General features: G+C 34.1%; 23 protein-coding genes. 12 read left to right on the top strand and 11 right to left on the bottom strand.

Features of this window, described 5'->3' with window-relative positions:
* Positions 1 to 3: 3 nt before the first annotated feature.
* From hisC to EKM05_RS03125, 10 genes are all read right to left on the bottom strand, one after another.
* Entirely contained in the window at positions 4 to 1047 is a 1044-nt protein-coding gene (gene hisC, locus EKM05_RS03085) for a histidinol-phosphate transaminase (protein ID WP_126553409.1), read from the bottom strand.
* Entirely contained in the window at positions 1037 to 2329 is a 1293-nt protein-coding gene (gene hisD / locus EKM05_RS03090) for a histidinol dehydrogenase (RefSeq protein WP_126553411.1), read from the bottom strand. Before hisD ends, hisC begins: the two co-directional genes overlap by 11 nt.
* Positions 2330 to 2402: 73 nt before the next feature.
* Positions 2403 to 3260, bottom strand: coding sequence for an ATP phosphoribosyltransferase (hisG, locus tag EKM05_RS03095; RefSeq protein ID WP_126553413.1), 858 nt, complete (start codon positions 3258 to 3260; stop codon positions 2403 to 2405).
* A gap of 278 nt (positions 3261 to 3538) precedes the next feature.
* On the bottom strand, positions 3539 to 3667 hold the full coding sequence (locus tag EKM05_RS14725; RefSeq protein ID WP_255416388.1) for a hypothetical protein: 129 nt from the start codon (positions 3665 to 3667) through the stop codon (positions 3539 to 3541).
* 245 nt (positions 3668 to 3912) lie between these two features.
* Positions 3913 to 5355, bottom strand: coding sequence for a DUF3570 domain-containing protein (locus EKM05_RS03100; RefSeq protein WP_126553415.1), 1443 nt, complete (start codon positions 5353 to 5355; stop codon positions 3913 to 3915).
* 43 nt (positions 5356 to 5398) lie between these two features.
* On the bottom strand, positions 5399 to 5611 hold the full coding sequence (locus EKM05_RS03105; protein ID WP_126451655.1) for a DUF4266 domain-containing protein: 213 nt from the start codon (positions 5609 to 5611) through the stop codon (positions 5399 to 5401).
* A 15-nt stretch (positions 5612 to 5626) separates the two neighbouring features.
* The gene (locus EKM05_RS03110) at positions 5627 to 6610 is read right to left on the bottom strand and encodes an FAD:protein FMN transferase (RefSeq protein ID WP_126459289.1); all 984 of its coding nucleotides are present in this window, start codon (positions 6608 to 6610) and stop codon (positions 5627 to 5629) included.
* Entirely contained in the window at positions 6610 to 7044 is a 435-nt protein-coding gene (locus EKM05_RS03115) for a thioredoxin family protein (protein WP_126459286.1), read from the bottom strand. Before EKM05_RS03115 ends, EKM05_RS03110 begins: the two co-directional genes overlap by 1 nt.
* A gap of 250 nt (positions 7045 to 7294) precedes the next feature.
* Positions 7295 to 7738 (bottom strand): ubiquinol-cytochrome c reductase iron-sulfur subunit, encoded by a 444-nt coding sequence (locus tag EKM05_RS03120; protein ID WP_126553417.1) that lies wholly within the window; start codon positions 7736 to 7738, stop codon positions 7295 to 7297.
* Positions 7739 to 8123: 385 nt separating this feature from the next.
* The gene (locus EKM05_RS03125) at positions 8124 to 8804 is read right to left on the bottom strand and encodes a GNAT family N-acetyltransferase (protein ID WP_126553419.1); all 681 of its coding nucleotides are present in this window, start codon (positions 8802 to 8804) and stop codon (positions 8124 to 8126) included.
* Between the two features lie 498 nt (positions 8805 to 9302).
* Here EKM05_RS03125 and EKM05_RS03130 point away from each other — a divergent pair, with 498 nt between their 5' ends.
* The 12 genes from EKM05_RS03130 (at position 9303) to EKM05_RS03185 (ending at position 23163) form a co-directional block, all read left to right on the top strand.
* Positions 9303 to 10133, top strand: coding sequence for a helix-turn-helix transcriptional regulator (locus EKM05_RS03130; protein WP_233590867.1), 831 nt, complete (start codon positions 9303 to 9305; stop codon positions 10131 to 10133).
* Between the two features lie 282 nt (positions 10134 to 10415).
* Complete coding sequence (gene hxlB / locus EKM05_RS03135; protein WP_126459272.1) at positions 10416 to 10982, top strand: 6-phospho-3-hexuloisomerase; 567 nt, start codon at positions 10416 to 10418, stop codon at positions 10980 to 10982.
* 41 nt (positions 10983 to 11023) lie between these two features.
* On the top strand, positions 11024 to 11665 hold the full coding sequence (gene hxlA / locus EKM05_RS03140) for a 3-hexulose-6-phosphate synthase (protein WP_126451662.1): 642 nt from the start codon (positions 11024 to 11026) through the stop codon (positions 11663 to 11665).
* Between the two features lie 77 nt (positions 11666 to 11742).
* Positions 11743 to 13149 carry an NADP-dependent phosphogluconate dehydrogenase gene (gene gndA / locus EKM05_RS03145; RefSeq protein WP_126553424.1) on the top strand — a complete coding sequence of 469 codons (1407 nt, stop codon included), beginning with the start codon at positions 11743 to 11745 and terminating at the stop codon, positions 13147 to 13149.
* Between the two features lie 17 nt (positions 13150 to 13166).
* Positions 13167 to 14777 (top strand): glucose-6-phosphate dehydrogenase, encoded by a 1611-nt coding sequence (zwf, locus tag EKM05_RS03150; protein WP_126553425.1) that lies wholly within the window; start codon positions 13167 to 13169, stop codon positions 14775 to 14777.
* On the top strand, positions 14761 to 15480 hold the full coding sequence (gene pgl, locus EKM05_RS03155) for a 6-phosphogluconolactonase (RefSeq protein ID WP_126553426.1): 720 nt from the start codon (positions 14761 to 14763) through the stop codon (positions 15478 to 15480). Before zwf ends, pgl begins: the two co-directional genes overlap by 17 nt.
* Positions 15481 to 16515: 1035 nt before the next feature.
* Positions 16516 to 17277, top strand: a complete 762-nt coding sequence (locus tag EKM05_RS03160) for a LytTR family DNA-binding domain-containing protein (RefSeq protein ID WP_126553428.1) — start codon at positions 16516 to 16518, stop codon at positions 17275 to 17277.
* Between the two features lie 82 nt (positions 17278 to 17359).
* Entirely contained in the window at positions 17360 to 17770 is a 411-nt protein-coding gene (locus EKM05_RS03165; protein ID WP_126459254.1) for a response regulator, read from the top strand.
* A gap of 481 nt (positions 17771 to 18251) precedes the next feature.
* On the top strand, positions 18252 to 18791 hold the full coding sequence (locus EKM05_RS03170) for a DUF4402 domain-containing protein (RefSeq protein ID WP_126553430.1): 540 nt from the start codon (positions 18252 to 18254) through the stop codon (positions 18789 to 18791).
* Between the two features lie 104 nt (positions 18792 to 18895).
* On the top strand, positions 18896 to 19762 hold the full coding sequence (locus EKM05_RS03175) for a molecular chaperone (RefSeq protein ID WP_126553432.1): 867 nt from the start codon (positions 18896 to 18898) through the stop codon (positions 19760 to 19762).
* A 218-nt stretch (positions 19763 to 19980) separates the two neighbouring features.
* Entirely contained in the window at positions 19981 to 20541 is a 561-nt protein-coding gene (locus tag EKM05_RS03180; protein WP_126459244.1) for a hypothetical protein, read from the top strand.
* 120 nt (positions 20542 to 20661) lie between these two features.
* Positions 20662 to 23163, top strand: coding sequence for a hypothetical protein (locus EKM05_RS03185; RefSeq protein WP_126553434.1), 2502 nt, complete (start codon positions 20662 to 20664; stop codon positions 23161 to 23163).
* Between the two features lie 186 nt (positions 23164 to 23349).
* Here the strand turns inward: EKM05_RS03185 and EKM05_RS03190 are convergent, their stop codons facing one another.
* Positions 23350 to 24771, bottom strand: coding sequence for an ATP-dependent RecD-like DNA helicase (locus EKM05_RS03190; RefSeq protein WP_126553436.1), 1422 nt, complete (start codon positions 24769 to 24771; stop codon positions 23350 to 23352).
* Between the last annotated feature and the right edge of the window lie 78 nt (positions 24772 to 24849).

The following is a 24849-nucleotide window of genomic DNA, read 5'->3' on the forward strand; positions in this document are numbered from 1 at the left end:
AAGTTATTTTAATACCTCAATTAATTTCATGTTTTCTTGTGTTGTTCCAACAGTTAAACGCAATGTATTTTCACAAAGTGGTTGGGTGGTTCGGTTCCGAATTACAATTCCTTTTGCAATCAATTGATCGTATCTTTTATTGGCATCATCCACTTTTACCAAAATAAAATTGGCTTCTGTAGGATAAATTTTTTCGACAAAATTAACATCAAGTAACGCTTTAAGTAACTCCTCTCTTTGTGCTATAATAGATTCAATTTCAGATTTTATCTTTTCCGGCTTGTCTAATCGTTCCAAAGCTCTTTTCTGAGTCAGTTCATTCACATTATATGGTGGTTTTATTTTATTCAAAACCGAAATTACTTCCGCAGATGCATAACAAATTCCCAATCTGATTCCTGCCAAACCGTACGCTTTTGATAGTGTTTGAGTAATGACCAAATTTGGATATTCGTCTAATTCATTAATCCAACTTTCTTTTTTTGAAAAGTCAATATACGCTTCATCAATTACTACCAACCCCTTAAAATTTTGAAGAATATACGCCACACTTTCATCCGAAAAAGAATTTCCGGTTGGATTATTTGGTGAACATAAAAAGATGATTTTAGTGGTTGCATCAACAGCTTCCATGATTTTCTCCATTTGCGGCTGAAAATCTTCTGAAAGCAACACTTCTTTGTTCTCTACTGCATTGATATTCGCCAAAACACCATACATTCCGTATGTTGGTGGCAAAGTGATTACGTTATCTGTTTTTGGTTCACAAAAAGCTCTGAATAATAAATCCAACACTTCATCACTTCCGTTACCAAGTAAGATTTGATTTGTTTTGACATTTCTTAGTTTAGCCAAAACCTCTTTTACACTAACTTGTTGTGGATCTGGATACCGATTTACACCATTTTCAAACGGATTTTCATTGGCATCAAGAAAAATCATATCTGCAGTATCAAAACCTTCAAATTCATCACGAGCTGAAGAATACGGTTTCAATTGCTTTACGTTTTCTCTAACCAAATTATTTATATCGAAATTATTTTTCATTTTCAATCGCTTTTAATCGTAATGTAACTGCATTTTTGTGCGCTTGCAATCCCTCCGCTTCTGCCATGATTTCAATAGCTTTCCCGATATTTTGTATGCCTTTTTGGGATATTTTTTGAAAAGTCATTGCTTTAGTAAAACTATCCAGATTTACACCGCTATAATTCTTGGCGTAACCGTTGGTTGGCAAGGTGTGATTCGTTCCTGAAGCATAATCACCGGCACTTTCAGGTGTATAATTTCCTATGAATACAGAACCCGCATTTTGAACGCCATTACTGTAAAAATCATCAAATTCTGAACAAATGATAAAGTGTTCTGGTCCATATTCATTGATTAAATCCAAAGCAATTTTATCATTTTCGACAAAAATTAATTTAGAATTAGCAATCGCTTTTTCAGCAATCGCTTTTCTTGACAACGCTTTTATTTGGATTTGGATTTCAGCCTCAACAGCCTCAATTAACTTTCTGGAAGTAGAAACTAAAATTACCTGACTGTCCGCTCCGTGTTCCGCTTGAGATAATAAATCTGATGCTACAAAAGCTGGAACTGCTGTATCATCAGCCACAATCAATAATTCTGATGGACCGGCCGGCATATCAATTGCTACGCCAAACTGAGTTGCGAGTTGCTTGGCTACCGTTACATATTGATTTCCTGGTCCAAAAATTTTATACACTTTAGGGATCGTTTCCGTACCAAAAGTCATTCCGGCAATTGCTTGAATACCTCCTACTTTTAATATTTTAGTCACACCACATAAATTTGCAGCATACAATATTGCGGGATTTATAGCTCCATTTTTATCGGGAGGGGAACACAAAACAATTTCGTTACAGCCTGCAATTTCTGCAGGAACAGCAAGCATTAAGACTGTGGAAAATAAAGGTGCAGTTCCTCCTGGAATATACAATCCAATTTTTTGAATGGGTCTTTTTTCCTGCCAACAATTTACTCCTTCAATAGTTTCTACAGTTACTCTTTCTGTTTTTTGAGCAGTATGGAATTTTTTAATGTTTGACTTCGCAAGTGAAATTGCTTCTTTTAAGTCGGCAGAAATGGAAGCAATAGCCTCGTCAATTTCTGCTTTAGAAACTGCTAAATTTTCGATAATTGCACCATCAAAAAGCGAAGTGTATTTCGCAACAGCAAGATCACCTTTCTTTTGTACTTCCTTAAAAATTTCTTTTACTGTTGCTTCTATATCATCAACCGTTTTTGTAGGTCTTTCTAAAATGGAAGCCCAGCTTTCGGGTTTTGGATTGAATATTTTATTCATTTTTAATTTTATTCAAAGATTAAATGATTTAAAAATTGAAAGATTTCACTTTTAAATCATATCATTCATAATTCTACAAAACCATTTTCTCAATTGGACAAACTAAAATTCCTTCAGCTCCAGCTTCTTTCAATTGATCAATCACATCCCAGAAAGTGTCTTTGTCGATTACCGAGTGTACGCTGCTCCATCCTTCTTGTGCCAAAGGCAAAACGGTTAAACTTCGTAATACCGGAAGAATTTTTCCAACAGCATCAATTTTGTCATTTGGCACATTCATCAAGATATACTTCGATTTTCTTGCTCTTAAAACAGATTCAATTCTGAATTTTAAAGTGTCTATTATTTTTTGAGATTCAGGACTTACTTTTGGAGAAACAGCCAACACCGCTTCACTTTTAAAAATAACTTCAACCTCTTTTAGATTATTTTTAAATAATGTACTTCCACTGGAAACAATATCCACAATAGCATCAGCTAAACCAATGTTTGGAGCTATTTCAACCGAACCTGAAATCTGGTGAATATCGACATTTACACCTTTAGAACTAAAAAAATCAAGCACTGTTTTAGGGTAAGAAGTGGCAATACGCATACCGTCTAAATCCTGAACGGATTTGTAATCAAATGCTTTTGGTACAGCAACAGATACTTTACATTTTGAAAAACCTAATTTTTGAATTACTTCAATATCTCCGCCTTTTTCAACTAATAAATTATCGCCCACAATAGCAATATCCACAACTCCATCAATCAGATATTGAGGAATATCCGAATTTCTTAAATACAAAACTTCTAAAGGAAAATTGGATGCTTCTGCTTTTAATTGGTCGATTCCGTTATCAATTGAAATGCCTGCATCTTTTAGAATTTGAATGCTGTCTTCGTTTAAACGCCCTGATTTTTGAATTGCAATTTTTAATGTACTCATTTTGTTTTTTGTTTTTTTGTTTAAAATATTTTGATTGAGTACAAATATGGGGTAATAAAAAACCCGTTTGATGTACTCAAACGGGTTTTTAGAATATGATGATTTACACACATACCATTAACACATCGCTTGAGAGCAATAATGAAAATGATGATGATGCAATTGATTTGTAAACATTTTTGTCTGCTTTATTTTAATTCTTTTGCAAATATACGAGTTAAATTCTTTAGAAAGCAATTTTTATTTTAACTTAAATGCTAATTTTTGTTAAATGAATATTATTCTTTTTTTTTATTATATTCTTTTTTCACAGCTGTATTCTCATTCACGGGTGCAGAAACAGCGCTGTCTTCACTAATTTCTGTATGACGAATTTCATCCCCAGAATTTCCTACTTTTATTGACAAAAATTGACACTATCACAAACAAAATATACGCCGTATTTTTTAACGAATCTTTCTTTAAAAACATTCCAGCTATCAAAATTCCAATTCCGAAAAAGGTTCCGATAATTAGAATTTTGTTTTCAACCATTTACAAATGAGTGTAATATGTATTTTGGTCTTGATTCCGTTTTCGGTCTCTGAATAAAAATAGTGCAGTTGAAAAGAATTAATATATGCATCTTTATTATTTTTTGTAAATTTAGGGTTTATTGCATTACAAATTTGAAAGCAATGGTAGCAATATTAGCCGTCAAATTATCACTTCGTTTGTAATGATTGAATCTAAAATCAATATTTTTTAAGCCAAATTTCCAAATTTTCCCTGCAGAAAAAATATCTGTATAATTAACGCCAAAACCGTATTGATTGGCATCAAATGTCGCTAAATCAGCATCTGAAGTATAAAATTTTTCTGTTGACAAATGCGTTTCATAAGGCGCATAATATTTAGAAGCCGCTTGTGTATAATAGCGGTACATGGGAAAAACAGTAAACTTATCGGACAATTTCACAGGAAGTTCAATACTGGCGGTATGCGATTGTAAATCCCAATTATCTGAATAAAAACGATAATAAGTTCGTAATATAAATCGGTCATTGATGTAATAATTCAAACGCGCTCCAACGGGAAGTTTAAACCGTGAATCCGGTAATCTTTCGATATTATCTGCTAATTTGTAAACTCCGGTGTTGCTTGGACTTTCGTAATTGCTTATGTATTGCGCTTGTCCAATGTGAAAATTGGCTTTGTCTGCAAAATAAATTCGGTGGTAAGGAGAAGACAATAATCCTTGTTGTTGCAATACATCAAAGAAAACGGAAACTTGTAATTTCTTAGTCAAAACCTGAGAAAACCCTACAGAAGCTGAAAATGAATTTCTGTTAACAGTAGTAACCTGTTTAAATGCAGACGGAAGGTAATCTGTTGAGGATACACCGTTCTGATCCAAAACTGATACACCAAAAAAATAGCCTTGATTTAAAAAATTTGAACCATACAATGAATATTCGTGCAGCTCCGTTGGATATATAGGTCTCCATTGATCTATATATGCATTTACTTTCAAACTCAATTCTGTGTTTTTTTCATTAAAAAGACCAGTGATTCCGCCACCAAAACCAACTGAAGTGTAATCATATTCATTTGAAAAAGAAACATCTGTATTCCAAATAAAATTCCTGGAATCGCTACTATGACTGTAATTAGCAACAACGGATACTAACTCATCACTTCTTGAAGCACCAGATGAAGCTTGCCAAGGCGTTCCACTGGGTCCCGTAGCCGCCGCTTTACTGCCTGCTGTTGGATCATTAGCGCCTCTGCTGCCAGAAGCACCCGTAGAATTAAATGGATTTATATTACTGGACGAAGCTGATGAATAGGCTGATATTCCTAAATCAATAGTCAAGACATCATCCTCATTCAACGGCATTGCCACCACAATATTAGAAGCGACATCTGTAAGTTTCTCTGAACCAATACCCCCAGAAACAGCTGATCTTGATCCATCTTGCTCGTAATAACTCGCTAGAAAGTCCACTTCTGTACTTTCTAACACTCTTTTTTTAAAAACGGGTTCTTTACTATTTTCTTGAGAAAAAGCAGTTACAGTGATTAAGATAAAAAGAGATAAAATTTTTATTTTCATTTTCTAATGGATTGGAATTTACAATCTGAATTGATGCTTTAAATTAATTGCAACCACAGCCGCCACCTGATTTTCCACCATTGGCTCCGCCAGCAGCTTCACGATATACTTGAAAAGACGTTTCATACCGTTCCGCTGTTCGGGCAGAAAGCTTCATGTCAGGATCAGTTATTTTCTCTTTTTCGTATTCTTTTATGGAACTGCACGATTGCAAAATCAAAAGTGTAAAAAATACAAAGGCTATTTTATGTTTCATGAGTGCATTTTGTTATTAATTATATTTTTTGATATCAATTCCATTTGAAGAGTGAATTTTTCCTTTATCGTCAACAATAATACATTCAATCCCTTTAATTTGATTTACTAAATCCAAGCCTACTTCTACTCCAAGTACAAAAATTCCTGTGGCCAACGCATCAGCGATTTCAGTCTGCTTGGAAAAAACAGAGACACTGACCACACCATTTGCCGGATACCCCGTTCTGGGATCAATAATATGCGAATAACGAATACCGTTAAAAATCACATATTTTTCATAACTGCCGGAAGTTTCCACCGCACTGTCTTCTATCGGGAACGTGGCAAAAATTTTATTCTTGTTCAAAGGGTTTACTATTCCTACAGTCCAAGGTTTTCCGTCCGGTTGTTTCCCCCAGGCATTAATATCTCCCGAGACGTTTATAATTCCGGAAAGACAGCCTTTAGAAAACAATAAATCTTTTACTTTATCAGCAATATAGCCTTGTCCAATGCCGCCCAAACCTAATTTCATTCCTTCTGATTTTAGAAAAATAGTCTGTTCTTTCTGGTTTAGAATAATATTTTTATACCCAATTTTCGCGACTGATTTTTTTATGGCTTCATCGGTTGGCATTACTTTCATGGAACCATCAAATTTCCATATTTTGTCCATGGAAGCATACGAAATATCAAAAGCACCATTGGTAATTTGGGAGATTTTAATGGCTCTTTCGACCAATTCAAAAACTTCAGCATCCACTTTTACTGGCTGTATTCCTGCATTGCGATTGATTTCGGAGATTTGCGTTGTTGGAATCCAATCGGAGATTAAATACTCAATTCGTTTTACTTCGGCTACAGCCAAATCAATATATTCGTTGGCCTTTATAGTATCACTTGCAACAGCGGTAACCTCAAAAGGACTCCCTAACATAAACAACTTTCTCTTATGCGTAATTTGCGAAGTTGCTAATGCCGTTGTGAATATAAAACTGAGTACGAGTATTTTTTTCATTATTTCTCAAAGGAATGAATGATTTGAATGTATTCTTGCGGAGTCACATTTTTGTAACCAGTAATTCCTAATACGGTCCCTGTTTTATCCAGTAACAGCACTAAAGGGAAATTTCCAGATTTGTTGTACTGCTCAGCTAATTTTTTATTGCTAGCTGTTAAATTAGCAGCCAGTAAATTTGCTTTTTTCTTAGGAAAATCAGCTTTGTATATGACCCATTTTTGCTCTGCCTCATTTTTAAAATCTTCTGACTTCCAGATTGTATTTTCTAGTTTAATACAAGGCGCACACCAATCAGATCCTGAAAACACAAGAAGGATATTTTTGTTTTCTTTGATTGCTTTTATTTTTGCATCATTAAAATCAGATTCCCAATTTTGAGAATAACCAAATGTTCCTAAGAAAAGAAACAAAATCAGCGTGTATTTTTTCATTTTAGGGTTGTTTTTATTTCTATAAAAGTATTTGTTTTCCCTAAACAACAATTTAGCAGAGAACAAAATTAAGACAGAATTAATTTAACAATAAGAGACTTAAGTAATAACCATGGTATAATGTCGTATTTTAAAATCAGGATAAAATCATGTAAAAATCTGATTTAAAGCTGTTTTACTTAAAGTTAATTCTTTTGACTTTACGACTTTTAAACTTTCGACTTACTTATAGCTCTTTGTTTTAATTTTATTACACAAAAACAGTCAGTGCTGTTCCTGCTAATGAAGTCTTGTACTCTTTTAAATTAGACACTGCAGGCCCAATTGTAACTACTCCCTTACTGGTAAATTGAGAATTATGTCTTGGACAAACAAATTTGTTACCTGCTTCATCATAATTAACAATAACTCCCTCATGAGGGCATGCAGCAGAGACTGCTAGAAAATCACCTGCGTTGGTTCTAGCGATAATTATTCCTTGGGTTACTAAAAAACCTCCGTTTTTAGCTAAAGTCCCCATGCTTACATCAACTGTGAAATTTGAACTTGCTGGAGGTGTCGTGTTGGTGGTACCTGATGGACCTGAATTTGTATCATCGGAGCTACAGCTCACGGCCATACCAGCAATACAAGCAGGTAGTAAAACTGTTGCTGCTCCAAATCCTACTCTGGAAAAAAATTCTTTTCTAGTCATAATTATTGATATTAGTTTCTAATAATAATAGTTACGTAAAAAACTCAAGTTTAGTTTTTTATTGAAAAATATTGTTTTAAGTACTTAGTTTTTAGTCCTTTTTTAATAAACTACCTCGAAGCAAAGTCCCAGAGGTAATAACTAAATAACTGCCACAGATTCCCAGATTAATTCGTTATGTAATTTTAAAAATCTTTTTAATCCTTACAATCTGTGGCAAAAACTCTTTTTAATAATTGCGACAATATATCTTTCTTGCTACTTATAATCATTTAAAAAAAACTCTTTTATGATGATTTTTTTTTAAGTTATTGTTGCCCAGATTTTGAGTTGGACTCAGCTAGTGCATTTTCAGGATTTACAAAATTGTTCTCAATCCACAAGTTTACCTAGTAATATACCAAAAACTAATTTTTTGCCTGATTGTAAAACCCAGTTTTTGATAGAGTGTTATGGCTGTGCTATTGTCTTCAATTACATGTAAATAAGGTATTTTATTTTGGTTAAAAATTTCATTTACTGTATGGGCAACTAATTGTTTGGCGTATCCTTTTCCGGTATGATTGGGATGTGTTACTACTGCGCTGACTTCGATAAAATCATTCATTTGCATGCGCTCACCACTCACGGCAACAAGTTTATTGTTTTTGAAAATACCATAATAATTGCCTAATAAAGCGGTTTTCTTTTTAAAATACCCTGGCTGCACCAAATTTACCAACGCATATAAAGCATCAATATGTTCGTCAGTCAGTTGTATGATTCGATCATTAATTAGAATGTCGATTGGATTGTAAACAATCATTTGAAGGCAAACCAATTCTTTATTAATCGTCAATAGATTTGAAAATTCTGGTTTTTCTCCAACAATAAAGAATTTATCAACCATTGCAGCGTATTTATCGATAGACTTAGCAATAGCATCGCCTTTTTCAAAACCACCAAACGGGCAATAATCCGGCGGATAGAATTTTATATTGCCAAAATTCATAGCAAAATTTTGATGCGTTTCTAATAACGAAAACCAAACTGGATTATCTAATTTTTTATCGTTTTGTGTTTTCATAATAATTTAGTTTTTGAAAGTTGATCATCAATTTTACGTACTTTTTCATCCGTTAAAATTAACGGTATTTATGTTTCACTCTTTTTGCGGGTAATGTTAGTTCCTTCAATATAAAAATTAAAATTCATTATTAGTGCTCTAAGAACAGTACTGAATCTAGTTTTGAGCCTAATTTCAAGCTGAATCAATATCTTAAGATAAGAAAAGAGTATATTTGTCCTTGATCTTTAATGTTTAAAATTACTGACACTACCTTTTATAATTAAAATCCCTTGATTATTAAGCTATTATTGAAAAGCTACTAATAAAAATTGTATTAAAGAAGTGTTTTAAATTTAATAAATTAGGTTTACAAGCATCATTTAAAATGACTCTATAATAAACTTGATGCATTAAAGTCGTTTATTAGAGCGCACTCAGCACTTATATAAAAAATATCCTATGTACTTAGAGAGGTTTGAGATTAAAAAAAACATTCAAAAAACGGATGATAAAAATTTGTCCTTCCGGGTTTTTGACCTTGGGACAGCAAGTGCTGAACATTATTTGAAACCACATAAAAAAGATCATTTTTGTATCATACTTGTGGAATCAGGAAGTATTAAAGTACATATCGAAGACAAAATTCATTTATTAAATTCAGGAAAAATTTCTATTCTGTTTCCGGATCAAATCCACTTTTTGTCAAATTTGTCAACTGATTTATCTGGCAAAATTATATTATTTGAAGAAGTATTGTTCTGTTCAGATATATTGAAAAATGAGCTCAGTGCCTATAATGTAAACTTATCGGCCCACCTTAATTGTACCGCACTTTCTAGCCTAGAATTTGAACAAGTCCTACCTATTATAAAGAACATACAGGATATTTATAATGCCCCTAGCCTAGTTAAAAAAGAGCAGGCCCGTTTTTATATCAAAATCTTCCTTTTGGGACTCATTGAATCAATCCATGGCCAACATCCTGTTTTACATCAGGACACTCAAGGTCCTGACCAGAATACCTATATAGCCTTTAAAAAACTTTTGAACCATCAATATAAAATTGAGCGCACTGTACAATACTATGCCTTAAAACTGGCTATTAGCACTAAAAAGTTAAATGCACTAAATAAAAAATATTCTGGCGAAACCGCAATAAATGCAATCCACAACCGGATCCTTACCGAAATTAAAAGACAATTACTGTTTACTGATCGCTCTCACAAAGAAATCGCATTTGACCTTGGGTTTAGCTCTCCATCAGCTCTTAATAAATTTGTAAGAGCTAAGCTAAAGGAAACGCCAACGGACCTTCAGAATGGCCTGGCGCAAATTTATACCGCATAGTCTTGTATATATAACATCCCTCCTTTCCTTCTGATCTATCTTTGCATCAGTAATTAATACTATTCAAAATAGAGATTAATTACTGTTGCAAAAAATCGATTACAGCTTTATTATTCCATTTAATTCTGAATAGAAAAAATTAAAATTATAAAGGCATCCTGTAATTTCAATCACGCAATACCTCACACACTCGAAAAAAAATCGATCAAAATTACCCAATTTCATTGGTGTACTAATTTGAATGATAGTAGGAGCGTATCGCTTATTTAAAAATAAAACAAAATGAATAGTAACACTTTGACAAACAAAAATCTGCATGTTATTTTGGAGGAAAACCTAAAATTAGCAAATGAGATTAATCCTCAAGAGATAAAGGTTTTGGTTAACGAAATTAAAGTAGCCAAACGAATTTTTGTAATGGCAGCAGGGAGAAGCGGACTTGCATTAAAAATGGCAGCCATGAGATTTATGCATTTAGGCTATACGGTATTCATAGTAGGAGAAACGAATACACCCGCCATTCTTGAAGGTGATTTGTTACTGCTAGCATCAGGATCTGGCACTACTTCTTCAGTACTCTCATCAGCGGTGAAAGCGAAGGCTCAAAAAGCAACAGTTATTGCGCTGACTGCCGATGCAGAAAGTAAATTAGCAGAAGTGGCAGACCATATCATATTCATAAAAGCGGCAACAAAAACTGACTTTGGGGCTTCGGTCTCCGAGCAGTATGCAGGCAGCCTTTTTGAACAGTTTATATTATTTATCCTGGAGAGCGTTTTTATGTCGCTTTGGCAAGAATCAAAGTTGACCAAAGAAGACCTATGGCCCAAACACGCCAACCTGGAATAACGATTTTTTTAATATTATTAATTTTTTTAAACATTTTAGACATGACAAAATTACAAGTCGCAATTGATTTACTTACTACAGAAGCAGCATTAGAACTAGCACACAAAGTAGCACCTTACGTAGATATTATAGAATTAGGTACTCCGCTTATTAAATCGGAAGGACTTAGTGTGGTAACAGCAATGAAAACTGCTTTCCCTGACAAATTAATTTTTGCAGACATGAAAATTGCAGATACCGGTTTTCTAGAAGCTGAGATTGCATTTAAAGCTGGAGCAGATCTAGTAACCGTTATGGGTGCTGTAGATGATGCAACTGTAAAAGGCGCGGTAGAAGCTGCAGCAAAATATGGTAAAAAAGTAGTAGTTGATACTATTGGAGTTAAAGATAGAGTACAAAGAGCAAAAGAAGTAACTGCTTTTGGAGTTGCGTTTGTTGAACTACACGCTGGTCTTGACGAACAAACATTAGCAGGATATTCTGTACAAACACTTATCAGTGAAGGTAGACTAGCAAAAGTTCCATTCTCTGTAGCAGGTGGTGTAAACATTGATACAATAAAAGATGTTGTAGCTGCTGGTGCAGATGTAGCTGTTGCTGGTGGTGCCATTTATGGTGCTGAAGATCCAGCTGCTGCTGCAAAAGCATTAAAAGAAGCTATAAATAGTGTTACTGTAGCCTAATAATTGACTAATTTTGGCTGGACTTTATAAATAAAGTCCAGCCTTTTTTTTTCTAATAATAAATTTACATACTAATTATGAATACATTCGATTTTGGCATAGTGGGCCTAGGAGTAATGGGTCGTAATCTACTTTTAAATATGGCCGACCAAGGTCATGCTGTAGCAGGCTTAGATTTAGATGCGGATAAAGTTTCTTCACTTTCAAAAGAAGCGAATTCCCAACACCGAATCAAAGCCACAACAGCCGTCGAAGATTTTGTTGCACTTATCAGACAGCCAAGGGCTATCATGATATTAGTACCAGCAGGAAAACCTGTTGATGCTGTCATTCAAAACCTACTGCCCCACCTAGATAAAGGAGATATTCTTATCGACGGCGGAAATACATATTTTACTGATACTGACCGTAGATATACAGAATTATCGGCCAAGGGAATCCACTTCTTTGGAATGGGAATCTCAGGAGGCGAAAAAGGAGCCCGTTTTGGCCCTAGCCTTATGCCTGGGGGTAATAAAGAAGCCTATGAAAGGCTACGTCCTATTTTTGAATCCATTGCTGCTAAAGTAAATGGAGAACCTTGCGTAGAATACTTAGGCAACGGATCTGCAGGAAACTACGTGAAAATGGCGCATAACGGAATTGAATATGGGATTATGCAGCTTATTTCAGAGGCATACGATCTTATGAAACGCGGATACGAACTAGACGACACTACAATTCAAAAAGTATTTGAAGACTGGAATAACACCGAACTCGAATCCTACCTGATTGAAATAACAGGACACATCCTGAAGAAAAAAGATACCGACGGCCAGATATTAATAAATCTAATCTCCGACTGGGCAAAATCCAAAGGAACAGGAAAATGGACTTCTCAAAATGCCATGGACTTAGAAGTTCCCCTTTCAACCGTAGATGCTGCCGTTGCAATGAGGGAAATGTCTAAAAATAAACCGGAAAGAATTGAGGCTTCCTCAAAATTAATTTGGAATGCAGAACAAACCAATACTGACTTGCCTGCAGCCATAGAAACACTTAAAGGGGCTTTATATTTTTCCATATTAATTACTTATGCCCAAGGATTAGCCTTGCTAACAAAAGCTTCAAAAGAATATAATTACGAATTGAACTTGGAGACAATCGCTAAAATTTGGCGTGGTGGATGTATTATTCGTTCGGTAGTATTGGAAGATTTCCGAAAGGCTTACGCCAAAAATAGTGAACTGAAAAACATACTGCTCGATGATAGCATAGCAAAGACCTTAAATGAGAATCAATCCAGCATAAGGAATACCGTTCAATTTGCCGTTCAAAAAGGGATACCTATTGCCGGTCTAATGAACTCCTTAGCGTATTTTGATGCTTATCGATCAGAAAACCTTCCTACTAATCTGATACAGGCATTACGCGACTACTTCGGGGCTCATACTTATGAGCGTACTGATACTAACGGTATATTTCACACCGAGTGGAATGACTAAATTTTAAATGGAACATAATGGATAATCTCAATACTATAAACCCAACCATCATTCTTGTTTTTGGAGCTACCGGTGACTTAGCTAAAAGAAAGCTTTTCCCCGCTTTTTATAATCTTTATCTTGATGGTCGTATGCCGGAAAAGTTTGAGATCATTGCCTTAGGAAGGGCCGAAAACAGTGATGCGCATTACCGAAACCATGTCAGTGAAAACCTAAATGAGTTTTCGAGAAATAAAATAGCCTCCGAAAAAGAGTTCGAACAATTTGCTTCTCATATTTCTTATTTGCAAAATGATATCGACAAAGAAGAATCATACGTGTTGATGAAACAAAAGTTGGACGCCATAGATGCGTCTTTTGGGGTACGTGCCAACCGACTTTTTTACCTCTCAATAGCACCTTCTTTCATTGAAACCATATCTAATAATATTAAGAAATTAGATCTTGCCGCGAATCCGGAACAGGATCGTATTATTATTGAAAAACCGTTTGGTTATGATAAAAGTTCTGCCGAGCTCTTAAATAAGCTATTAGCAAAAACCTTTGAAGAGGAACAAATCTACCGCATAGACCACTATTTAGGCAAGGAAACTGTACAGAACATCCTAGCTTTCCGCTTTGGAAATTCAATGTTTGAGCCGCTCTGGAACCGTAACTTTATTGATTCGGTACAGATTACGGTTGCCGAAGAAGTGGGTGTTGAAGAGCGTGGTGGTTTTTACGAAGGTGCCGGAGCATTAAGGGATATGATACAAAATCACCTAATGCAAATTCTAACGATGGTAGCCATGGAAGCCCCCACTTCCTTACAAGCTGATGAGGTCAGAAACCGTAAAGCTGACGTTTTAAAAGCAATACGCCGTATAACTCCTGATGAAGTAGAACACTACACAGTGAGAGGCCAGTACGAAAAAGCTTCGATAAAAGGAAAACCGATAGCTGGATACCTGCAAGAAAAAGGGGTGAAGGATAATTCCATCACAGAAACATTTGTAGCCATGAAATTTTATTTGGATAACTGGCGTTGGCAAGGTGTTCCTTTTTACGTTCGAACAGGTAAAAGAATGAAGGAAAAACAATCCTCTATCGTTATACAATTCAAACCGGTACCCCATTCTACTTTTTCTTTTGGAAAAGAAGGAATGATGCCAAACCGATTAATCATAAACATTCAGCCCGCAATGGATATTAGGCTGCAGTTTATGACTAAAAAACAAGGCTTGTCTCTTTCGTTAAAACCAGCTGAAATGGTTTTTGACTATTTTTCATGCTCTACCCAAGCAACTGAAGCCTATGAAACCCTTTTATTAGATGCTTTACAGGGAGACCCAACTTTATTCATGCGCTCCGATCAGGTCGAAGAAGCCTGGGATGTGGTAACATCCATTCAGGATGCTTGGGAAAACGATAAATTTTCAAGTCTACACAAATACGAAGCTGGAAGCTGGGGTCCTGAAGCGGCAAATGAATTACTTGCTCGTCAGGGGCATTCTTGGGCATCAAATACACTAGATGCCGAAGAAGAAAAGCTACGAAAGAAAGCAGAGAAAGCGGACAAGGCAGAAAAAGATAAGAAAGCAGTACAAACAAAACAAGTAGAAGTAGCAGCTGATGGTAAGAATTTTTAATACTAAGGAAGACATAACAAGCCAGGCTGCCAATATATTTGTAGCTGCTGCAGAAAAAGCAATACAGAAACGCGGTCGCTTTGTCGTAGCGCTTACCGGCGGTTCCTCACCTGTAGCTATCTATGCCCTTTTGGCAACAGCTTCCTACAAGACAAAAATAGATTGGGAAAAGATTTTTATTTTTTGGGGTGACGAACGCTGGGTACCGCTTGATGATGTACTTAGCAATGCAAAAATGGCTAACGATACGCTACTAAGTCTTGTAAATATACCAAAAAACAATATATTTTCAATGTATAGAGAAGGTGTTACTCCTGAGGATTACGCGTTGGAATATGAAAAATCTATTAAAAATATAACAGGCGAGGACGGACAATTTGACCTTATTTTATTAGGAATGGGCGATGATGGCCATACTGCTTCTCTTTTTCCAGGGCAAGCCGTATTGCAAGAACAGGATAAGTGGGTAGCAGCTTATTATCTTGAGTCTCAAACTATGTTTCGAATAACTCTAACTGCACCTCTTATTAATAGAGCGAAACAGATTGTAGTAGTGACTTTTGGAGAAAATAAAGCCTATGCCTTAAACGAAGTTTTATATGGAGCGTATAATCCCGAAAAATATCCTATGCAATTAATTAAACCATCGGATGGCGAATTATTGTTCTTGACCGATAAAGCTGCTACAAGTAAGAAAAAATAATTTAGTGCTAAATTACATTGCATTATTAAGTTAGCGGTCTTGTTTAATTATCTTTAGCTTACCACAATGCAAAAATATTTTTTAATTTTATGACTATCCGTTACTAATACCATTGCGTTTTATTTTGTCATTTCGACGGAGGAGAAATCATATCAGTTGCTCTCGTTATGTGATTTCTCCCTTTGGTCAAATGACAAAAGAGCTAAGTTTCATTTGTAAAATGTAGTTTGGTACAAGTAACGGACAACCATATTTAATTTTATGTCTTTCTGTAATTACTCCTATTAAAAGAAAACTGGCACGGATTCCCGGGTTATACATAGATTTTTTAAAATGAAAAAGCGTAAAATATGTTAGTGAAAAAGATACTTTAGGTGTCAGATAAACATATATATTTTTAAAATATGTTTATCGGCTTATTCATCATTATATTTTTAGTTTTGAACCAAACAAAACACTTCAATAAAAAGCCAAATTCAAAATCCATTTTTCATTCAAATTGTTTATTTTTTGAGAAGGATGGTGTAGCGCTCTTACACGGTTAGATAAAATAAAATAATCTCAGATCATAACTAACTTACTCTACTGTTAGGACTCAAAGGAAAATATATACTTTAAAATTTTTTTTTATCAGAAATAAACACTAACTTTCTTAAAATCAATAAAATATATAATTCTAAAATTACCATTAAAAGTATCAAAAGACTACTATTTGATTGTAAATTCTCAATCCTTTTACAATAAAAAATAGGAAATTCCATTGTGTTAATGGAAACACCAAATTAAATTAACTAAAAGATACCCTTTTTAGCAAAAACACACTGTTTAACAACACTTAATACAGGAAACGTAACGATTATTACTTTTATTTTTATTTAAAGAACTGCTGAGTACTATTGCCATTTATTGTTTTATTTTAGATACACAAAAATATTATTTTATTTTTTTTATAACATTCTAAAAATGAATACTATAGATTAATATCTAATGGTATTCATCGGTTTTAAAGATCAATTACCCCTTAAGTCCACACCTATGATACCTATTAATGCCGTAATTATTACGAAAGAAAAAGACACTTTACAAATTATTAAAAAATTTGAAAAAGAAAACTTTATAATTCTTAAAATAGTAAACGAAACGAGCTCTATAATTGAAGGAATCAATAGTATACAATTACAAAAACCAGATCTCGTATTTTTAGATATTTCCTTTACAGATGATACTTTTTTTGATATGCTCAATGAATTAGAACAGAGTATTCCTAAACTGGTATTCATTTCTGCCGATAAACAAAATGCTGTAATCGCATTTAAACAAAATGCGATTGATTTTATTTTAAAACCTGTCGATTTTAATTCTCTTCTTTTAGCTGTATACAAAGCTATTAAAAGAATTAAAATGGAGCGATCCTATCAAAATCAGGTAATCAAGGCACTTGAGCTATTAAACTCATTAAATCAGCCAAACGACTATGTTGCGGTTTCCTCCTTGGATAAAATTGAACTCATTCCTATGTCGGAAATAATTTACTGTAAGGCCGAAGGAAGGTGCACTACTTTTTTTCTACAAAATGGTAAAAAAATCGTATCGAGTAAAAATTTAGGAGAATACAGTACAATTCTCGATCCCAACTATTTTTTTAGAATTCATCACTCGTATATTATTAATCTGCGTCACATAGTAAAAATTTCTAAAAAAGAGGGGTATTTCTGCGAATTTCCTAATGGTGTACTTTTGGCTGTTGCCAAAAGACGACAAGATGATTTTAATAAATTTATTAAACTTAAAGAATAACAATTACACAAAATGATAGGAGTTCTTTTTCGTTGTAAACTAATAAATATTTCCTGTATGACTGCACTTAAATACTAAAACCATGAAAACCGAGTTGAAAGCAAAATTCGAAAAAGTGCTATTAATTGATGATAATCCAATTGAACGCTACATTAATTCTAGAATAATTCTCCATAATAATTTTGGAAAAAAGGTTGTCGAGTTTTCACTTGCAAGGGAAGCACTGATATATTTAGAAGAAAATCAAGAAAGACATGGTCAGCTGCCTGAGATAATTTTTATAGATTTATATATGCCCCATTTTTCGGGTTTTGAATTTCTGGAAGCTTATGATAAATTTCCGCTTACTTTAAAAAATAAGGTTAAAGTATTTATTGTTTCAAACACGATTGATAATCATGATATTATTCGTGTTTGCAGGGACCCAAATGTAGTTTCCTTTCAGCAAAAACCTATTACACAAGAATTTCTGGATCGAATTATACTCAAATGATGCTAATTTTGAAACGTTTAAAAATAACTTATTTTAAACCGCAAAGACACTCTTTTTTAATTTTCGAAACTAGTTCCATTCGTTTATAAATTATCTTTTTAAACCTTTTAAGAAAATACAATAAATGAACGCATAACTGTAGCAATAATACATTTTTATAAGAACTTTAATTATTAAAAATTCAAGTCCTTTTAGTTAATTTTAACTTTTTAATGTTTTTTTAAAGCCTTTAAAAAGCATGAATACAATAAAAACCAAGATTTTATTAAATTTTTATCAAATAATTCTTACTTCGGTTCCTTTTCACTTATGACTTAGTAGCCATCATTTATTACTTCTCGTTTTACATATATTAACGGACTAAATACATTTGCTCCGGAATTGGCACTTTTGCTAATACAAAACAAATTATTTAAACTGATTAAGGACCAGGGCAAAACCTGCACTTGCTCCTTAATTTTAACCCCAAATTATTTTTACAATGAAAAAAATTACATCACTTTTATCTATTATGGCTTTGACTGCTGTGTTTAGTACAAGTGCTTTGGCACAAAATGCACCATCTTCAGTAAATTCAACTGGTACCACTACAACTATTGTAGCTCCAATTCAAATTACTACTTCGACCGCATTAAATTTTGGTTCCTTTGCAACTTTATCTACTGAAGGGGGTACACTTGTTATGACTCCTGCAGCTGTTAGATCATCTACTGGAGGAGTTAAATTGACTTCTGCTACTGGATCTCCTGCTGCTGCTGCATTTGCAGTATCAGGTGAAGGAGCTTATGCTTATACAATTACATTGCCTACTAGTGCTCTTGAACTTACAACTGCAGCTACAGGTACAGGATTAAAAACTATGTCAGTTGCTTCTTTTGTAAGTTCAATTGGAACTTCCGGAACTTTAACTGCTGGATCACAAGCCTTTACTGTTGGAGCTACGTTAACCGTTGGACTTGCACAAGTGGTCGGTACCTATGTAAATTCGGGTGGTTTTGCTGTTACGGTAAATTACAACTAAATTGAATAAAAAGGGTGCTTAGAAATAAACACCCTTTTTAATTAAATTTTAAGGAGCTTAATTCATTAAATAGAAAAACAAAATACCACAAAATTAAAACCCTCATGACTAAAAAAAGTATTCTTATTCTGGTTCTTTTTTTAAATTTTTCATTTCCTTTACTGGCCCAAGGAGATTTAATGGTATTCCCAAAACGCATTGTCTTTGACGGAATTCAAAGCCGGGTACAAAATGTTAATTTATCCAATACCGGGAAAGATACTACAACCTACAGATTATCCTACAGTCAGATTAAAATGGATGAAGATGGTAAATTCAATACGATAGAAGAACCAGAAGAAAATCAAAATTTTGCCTCACCTTATCTCCGTTATTATCCCAGAACTATCACTCTGGCACCTAATGAATCGCAAACCGTAAAAATCCAACTCATCAAAACCAGCGAATTAAAAGAAGGCGAATACCGCTCTCATCTGTATTTTCGAGGTGTTCCTAAAACGAAACTTTTAGAAAACGAAACCACCGCAACAGATACGATCAAGCCAAAAAGTATAGACATTCAATTAACACCTGTTTATGGGATTTTAATCGCCAATATTATTACGATAGGACAAGCAACTACCGCGGTGACCTTATCTAATTTGGCATTGCTGCCATCACAGGATTTGTACTTGGATATTCACCGCACAGGCAATCAATCTGCTTATGGGGAACTGAATGTCAATTATATTTATCCTGAGGGAATTAGTACTAATGTGGGACTAATAAAAGGCTTTGCAGTATATGCTCCTGGAAATTTGCGCAAAACCAAAATTAAACTCAATACTATTCCAGGTATTGATTACAGCAAGGGAAAATTACAGGTGATCTATTCTACCCCAAATCAAGAAACTACTTATGCTGAAGCCTTCCTTAATTTGTCAGACAACGAAGAATATTCACTTGAAACGGAAATTAATAGTAATAAATAAGAATCATCTGTTTGTTAATTTTGTTTGTTTTTTGAAAAACATTACGATAAAAAATACCATACCAAAACATCAAAATATTTTCAGATAAATTACGCCGTGAAAGACATCGTTTTTTTCTAAAACAAAGCATGATAATGAGATAAGTGCAATCGCAAAAGAATTATATTACAGATAAACCTTTTGATTTATATATTATTTAATAGAACAGAAAATTAATAATGCCAAAAATTCTTATAACAAGTATCGTTCTAATTATATTCATATTAGACTTAAAAGTACCTCTAGGAGTAGCAATAGCTGTTTTGTATATAATTCCTTTAGTTATTTCATATACTTTAGACAAAGATAAAATAATAAGGCTTGCCATAATATGCACTATTTTAACACTTATTGATACCATTGATTACTACCATATCGAAATGTATTATAGTGTTTTTACTAACAAATTCTTATCCATTCTTTCTATCTGGATATCGTGCTTTATTATTCTACGATACAAAGAAATCTTGTTACAAAAAGATACAGAAAAACAGAAATACCTAAAATCCATTACTGAAATGCTTTTTCAAGTTTCCCATCAAGTTCGAAGTCCTATTTCTAGAATGCAAGGTTTGACAAATCATATTGATTCTAAAGCTATATCAAAAGAAGAGTTAGAAAGTTTAAGTATCTATTTAAAAGATTCTGTTACTGAACTTGACATCTTCACAAGAACTTTGACAGCTAGTTTAGAAAAAATCCGAATTCAAAACACTACTGATCAAACAAATTCTAATTAATATTCATAGACGCAACTCAGGCAGTTCTCTAAAAAAATAATTCCCTTTAGCAAAAGTACTTGCTACTCTTCGTTCTTTATGACTAAATTGTACAACATCATATCTCTATTCCTTTTCTCCATGATAGCCTTTTCTGCTACTGCACAAGAGGAAGATTGCGATGAAGTTTTAGTGCTGCTTCAGGTAAAATACATTGGTGCCACCGAAATTTCCTCGGTAATATGCGGATCTAAAGTCTATCTTTCGGTATCCGAAGTTTTGGATTATATTAAAATACGAAATATACCCAATTCTAATTTTACTACTATTGAAGGTTTTTTTATTAATCAAAATAACACCTTCAAAATTGACCAAAACACCAACACCATTAGCTACAAAGAGGAAGTTTACACCCTGAAACCAAGCGATTTTATTCGTACCAAAACAAATTTATTTTTAAACGCTTCTTATTTCAATCAAATATTTGGGCTCGAAAATAATTTTAGCTTTAGGAGTTTATCCGTTGAAATGGTCTCAAAACTCGAACTTCCCGCCATTAGAGAAGCCCGATTGCTAGAAATGCGCGATAACATCAACAAAATGAAAATGGAATTTAAAGCGGACACAACTATCGTACGTGACAAACCACTACTTCATTTTGGAACAGCTAATTGGGCTGTTAATACCATACAACAATCTGAAGGAAGTCATTCAGAACGATTACTCCTCAATTTAGGCGGCATTGTAGCTGGAGGTGAATTGACCACTTTGCTAAATTACACCAGCAACCAACCCATAGTGGCCAAAAACCAGTTTTATCGATGGCGCTATGTGAACAATGAAAACAAATATATTAAGCAGTTCACTTTAGGAAAAATTTCAGCTCCTTCCAAAGCGACAATTTTGTTTCCCATTATCGGAGCTCAGATCACGAATGCCTCTACCCAAATCCGAAAATCTTTTGGCACGTATATCTTGAGCGATCATACCCAGGCCAATTGGACGGTGGAACTCTACATCAACAATGTATTAATTGATTATCTTCAGGCAGATGCCAACGGTTTCTTTTCGTTCAACGTTCCTTTAATGTACGGTCGTACCGAAGTTACACTCCGATATTATGGACCTTGGGGCGAAGAGCAGTTATTTAGCAATCAATTTGTAGTTCCTGCTCTTTTCCTTCCAAAAAAGGAGGTAGAATACACGATCAGTTCCGGGATTATTGAGGATAGCAAAGGCAGTATTTTTACCAGTGCAAAAGTAAATTATGGACTTTCTAATCACGTCACTTTGGGAGGTGGAATAGAATATATTTCCTCTTTAGAATCGAATAAAAGTATTCCGTTTTTGAATTCATCCTTTCGACTCTCGTCTCAATTATTTCTTACGGCAAGCTATTATTCAAAAGTGCTGTATGATCTCAATTTGAATTATACGACACCCAAAAACCTTCGTTTTGACTTTGATTATAGCAAATACGATAAGAACCAACAAGCCGTTCGATTCAATTATTCCGAAATGCGGAAAGCAAGTATTTCCATGCCACATCGCAGTTCTTTTTTTTCGGGAACTTCCCGATTTACCATTCAAGAAAACCTATTTAGTACCACTAAATTTACCACTTCTGAATTTTTACTCTCGGGAAATTCATTTGGATTTAATTTTAATTTTACCACCAATGCCTTTTTTACCAAAAACCAAAAACCATCGGTATACAGCAATATTTCTACCTCATTCCAACTTCCTAAAAGATTTGTCCTTGTTCCCCAATTGCGCTATGGATATGATGCCAATGCCATGACGACATTGCAAACACAATTGAGAAAGCCAATTTTTAAAAAAGGCTATATTCAAGCCTCTTTAGATTATAATTTTAAGAATCAAAACAGTAGTTTTCAAATTAGTTTTACACATAGTTTCGATCATATCAATACTGGATTTTCAAGTGTTTTTTATAAAAATAGTGCTTCTTTTTCACAATCTGCCAGCGGAAGCTTAATCTTCGAACCCCAAGCTAATTTTGTGCGTTTTAATAACCAAATAAGTGTGGGCAGAGCGAGTGTAAAATTTGTTCCGTTTTTAGATATCAATGGAAATGGAAAAAAAGAGGCCAAAGAACCTCTGGTAAAAGGAGTCCAGATCATAGTAATGGGCGGTGACCGTCAGCTCGTTAATCCCGATGGAACCACCATAATAACCGGATTAGAACCCTATATTAATAATTATGTGGAACTTAATACCGCCAAAGTTAATTCTATTGCTTGGCGCATAAATAACAAAACTTTAAATTGTATACTAAATCCCAATCAATTAAAAATAATTGAAATTCCGGTTGTGGTTGTGGGAGAAGTTTCCGGAATGGTGTATCGAAAAGAAAATGAGCAACTTCTGGGAACTGGAGGCTTAAAAGTCGCTATCTATGATTTACACGATACATTAATCGCCAGTATTCTTTCGGAACCCGATGGTTATTTTAGTTATTTGGGTTTAAAATCGGGACAATATGTTGCGAAAATGGATTCACTTCAATTGGAAAATTTACAGATGAAGGCAAGTCCCTCCTACCAGAATTTTGAAATCGATAATGGTATCGATGGTGCTTTTGTAGATACTTTGGAATTTGTACTCGAAAAAACAAAATAAGTAGATCTACATAATCTTTACCGGCGTCATACGAGAAGAATCCCCAATAACTTGTATTCAAAAAAGAGCCTGAAATTTTAAGCAAGTCGTTTAGTGTGTTCATAGCTATTTTTTTTACCGCAAATCCGCAAATTATATATTAAAAATTAAATAGAAAAATTTGCGAATTTGCGGTTATTTTTAAAATTATTCCACAAAATTCTCATCTTTAAATCCGATCAAATATAATTTGTTTTTGGCTCGGGTCATTGCGGTATACAACCACCGAATATAATCTCTATTGATGCCGTCCGGCAAATACGGTTGTTCTATAAAAACCGTATTCCATTGCCCGCCTTGTGATTTATGACAGGTTATGGCATACGAGAATTTTACTTGTAAGCCGTTGAAATATTCGTTGGCTTTTACTTTTTGGAACTGATTGAATTTTGTTTGACCTTCGTAATCTTTCAGCACTTCCTGATACAATCGGTTGGACTCTTCATAGGTTAATGATGGCGATTCGCTTTTTATGGTATCTAATAACAATACTGTTTCAAACGGGATCTGATTGGGATAATCAATCATTCTGATTTTTACTTTGGCAAACTTAAAACCATACAATTCTTTGATATTGAAAATTTCCAAGACTTCGATAATATCACCATTAGCAATAAAACCCGCTTCATCAGAATCTTTTAACCAGAAATAATTATTTTTCACCACCATCAGAAAATCACCTGTAGAAAGTTCGCTTTCTTTATCGAGGATTTTGGTTCGGATTTGTTCATTATATTGATTCGCTCTTTTATTGGAACGAACAATAAAAGCAGTATCTTCAATGCTATAATTACTGTAGGCAGAATTGATGGCGTCCTGAATATCATAGCCATCAGTTAGGCGCACAATATCTTTGAATTTTTTGACATCAAATTTGAATTCAGTTATAAAAGAATCCTTCAATAGTTCTCGAAGTTCCGTGGCATTGTGCAAAATTCCCGAATTTTCTTCCTGACGCATCACTTCGTCCAACTCAATATATTCGACTTCTTTATTGTAGTTAATACTTAATGTTTGAATGTCTAATGCGGGACTGATATCTAAATTTACCGGCGGCAATTGAGCCGAATCTCCCAGTAAAATCATTTTGCAATTCGTGCCTGAATACACATAGGAAATCAAATCATCCAGTAGAGAACCATTTTCATAAAGCTTAGAATCGGAATTGGTGTCCGAAATCATCGAAGCTTCATCAACAATAAAAATCGTGTTGGTGTGTTTGTTTTGTTGCAAAGTAAATGAGACGCCACCTCCGGAAGATTTCTTAGGAAAATAGATTTTTTTATGAATTGTAAAAGCCGGTTTATCGGAATAATTAGCAATCACTTTTGCCGCACGCCCTGTTGGTGCTAATAAAACATACTTTTTATTGATTTCTACTAAACTATTTACAATCGTAGCTATTACGGTAGTTTTTCCGGTTCCCGCATATCCTTTTAAAACAAAAATGGTATCGTTATGCGTGTCCGTTAAAAAAATAGCTATTTTTTGAAAAAAAATATCCTGTTTGTGTGTAGGTTGAAAAGGAAATTTTTTTTGTAAAAGACTATAAAAAGAGGAGGAATTCATTTGGTATAATTTACATGCAAGGTAGAGAATGTTTTTTCAATTTCAATGTCAATAGCAATTTCAATTTTCAATTATTAC

Origin of the sequence: Flavobacterium sp. GSP27, assembly GCF_003970395.1 — a bacterium.
Lineage (GTDB): Bacteria > Bacteroidota > Bacteroidia > Flavobacteriales > Flavobacteriaceae > Flavobacterium.

What these genes read in the sequence shown, in the direction of transcription:
- hisC (WP_126553409.1), bottom strand. Translation starts at nt 1,047, where the DNA reads ATGAAAAATAATTTCGATATAAATAATTTGGTTAGAGAAAACGTAAAG.
- hisD (WP_126553411.1), bottom strand. Translation starts at nt 2,329, where the DNA reads ATGAATAAAATATTCAATCCAAAACCCGAAAGCTGGGCTTCCATTTTA.
- hisG (WP_126553413.1), bottom strand. Translation starts at nt 3,260, where the DNA reads ATGAGTACATTAAAAATTGCAATTCAAAAATCAGGGCGTTTAAACGAA.
- EKM05_RS03100 (WP_126553415.1), bottom strand. Translation starts at nt 5,355, where the DNA reads ATGAAAATAAAAATTTTATCTCTTTTTATCTTAATCACTGTAACTGCT.
- EKM05_RS03105 (WP_126451655.1), bottom strand. Translation starts at nt 5,611, where the DNA reads ATGAAACATAAAATAGCCTTTGTATTTTTTACACTTTTGATTTTGCAA.
- EKM05_RS03110 (WP_126459289.1), bottom strand. Translation starts at nt 6,610, where the DNA reads ATGAAAAAAATACTCGTACTCAGTTTTATATTCACAACGGCATTAGCA.
- EKM05_RS03115 (WP_126459286.1), bottom strand. Translation starts at nt 7,044, where the DNA reads ATGAAAAAATACACGCTGATTTTGTTTCTTTTCTTAGGAACATTTGGT.
- EKM05_RS03120 (WP_126553417.1), bottom strand. Translation starts at nt 7,738, where the DNA reads ATGACTAGAAAAGAATTTTTTTCCAGAGTAGGATTTGGAGCAGCAACA.
- EKM05_RS03125 (WP_126553419.1), bottom strand. Translation starts at nt 8,804, where the DNA reads ATGAAAACACAAAACGATAAAAAATTAGATAATCCAGTTTGGTTTTCG.
- hxlB (WP_126459272.1), top strand. Translation starts at nt 10,416, where the DNA reads ATGAATAGTAACACTTTGACAAACAAAAATCTGCATGTTATTTTGGAG.
- hxlA (WP_126451662.1), top strand. Translation starts at nt 11,024, where the DNA reads ATGACAAAATTACAAGTCGCAATTGATTTACTTACTACAGAAGCAGCA.
- gndA (WP_126553424.1), top strand. Translation starts at nt 11,743, where the DNA reads ATGAATACATTCGATTTTGGCATAGTGGGCCTAGGAGTAATGGGTCGT.
- zwf (WP_126553425.1), top strand. Translation starts at nt 13,167, where the DNA reads ATGGATAATCTCAATACTATAAACCCAACCATCATTCTTGTTTTTGGA.
- pgl (WP_126553426.1), top strand. Translation starts at nt 14,761, where the DNA reads ATGGTAAGAATTTTTAATACTAAGGAAGACATAACAAGCCAGGCTGCC.
- EKM05_RS03160 (WP_126553428.1), top strand. Translation starts at nt 16,516, where the DNA reads ATGATACCTATTAATGCCGTAATTATTACGAAAGAAAAAGACACTTTA.
- EKM05_RS03165 (WP_126459254.1), top strand. Translation starts at nt 17,360, where the DNA reads ATGAAAACCGAGTTGAAAGCAAAATTCGAAAAAGTGCTATTAATTGAT.
- EKM05_RS03170 (WP_126553430.1), top strand. Translation starts at nt 18,252, where the DNA reads ATGAAAAAAATTACATCACTTTTATCTATTATGGCTTTGACTGCTGTG.
- EKM05_RS03175 (WP_126553432.1), top strand. Translation starts at nt 18,896, where the DNA reads ATGACTAAAAAAAGTATTCTTATTCTGGTTCTTTTTTTAAATTTTTCA.
- EKM05_RS03180 (WP_126459244.1), top strand. Translation starts at nt 19,981, where the DNA reads ATGCCAAAAATTCTTATAACAAGTATCGTTCTAATTATATTCATATTA.
- EKM05_RS03185 (WP_126553434.1), top strand. Translation starts at nt 20,662, where the DNA reads ATGATAGCCTTTTCTGCTACTGCACAAGAGGAAGATTGCGATGAAGTT.
- EKM05_RS03190 (WP_126553436.1), bottom strand. Translation starts at nt 24,771, where the DNA reads ATGAATTCCTCCTCTTTTTATAGTCTTTTACAAAAAAAATTTCCTTTT.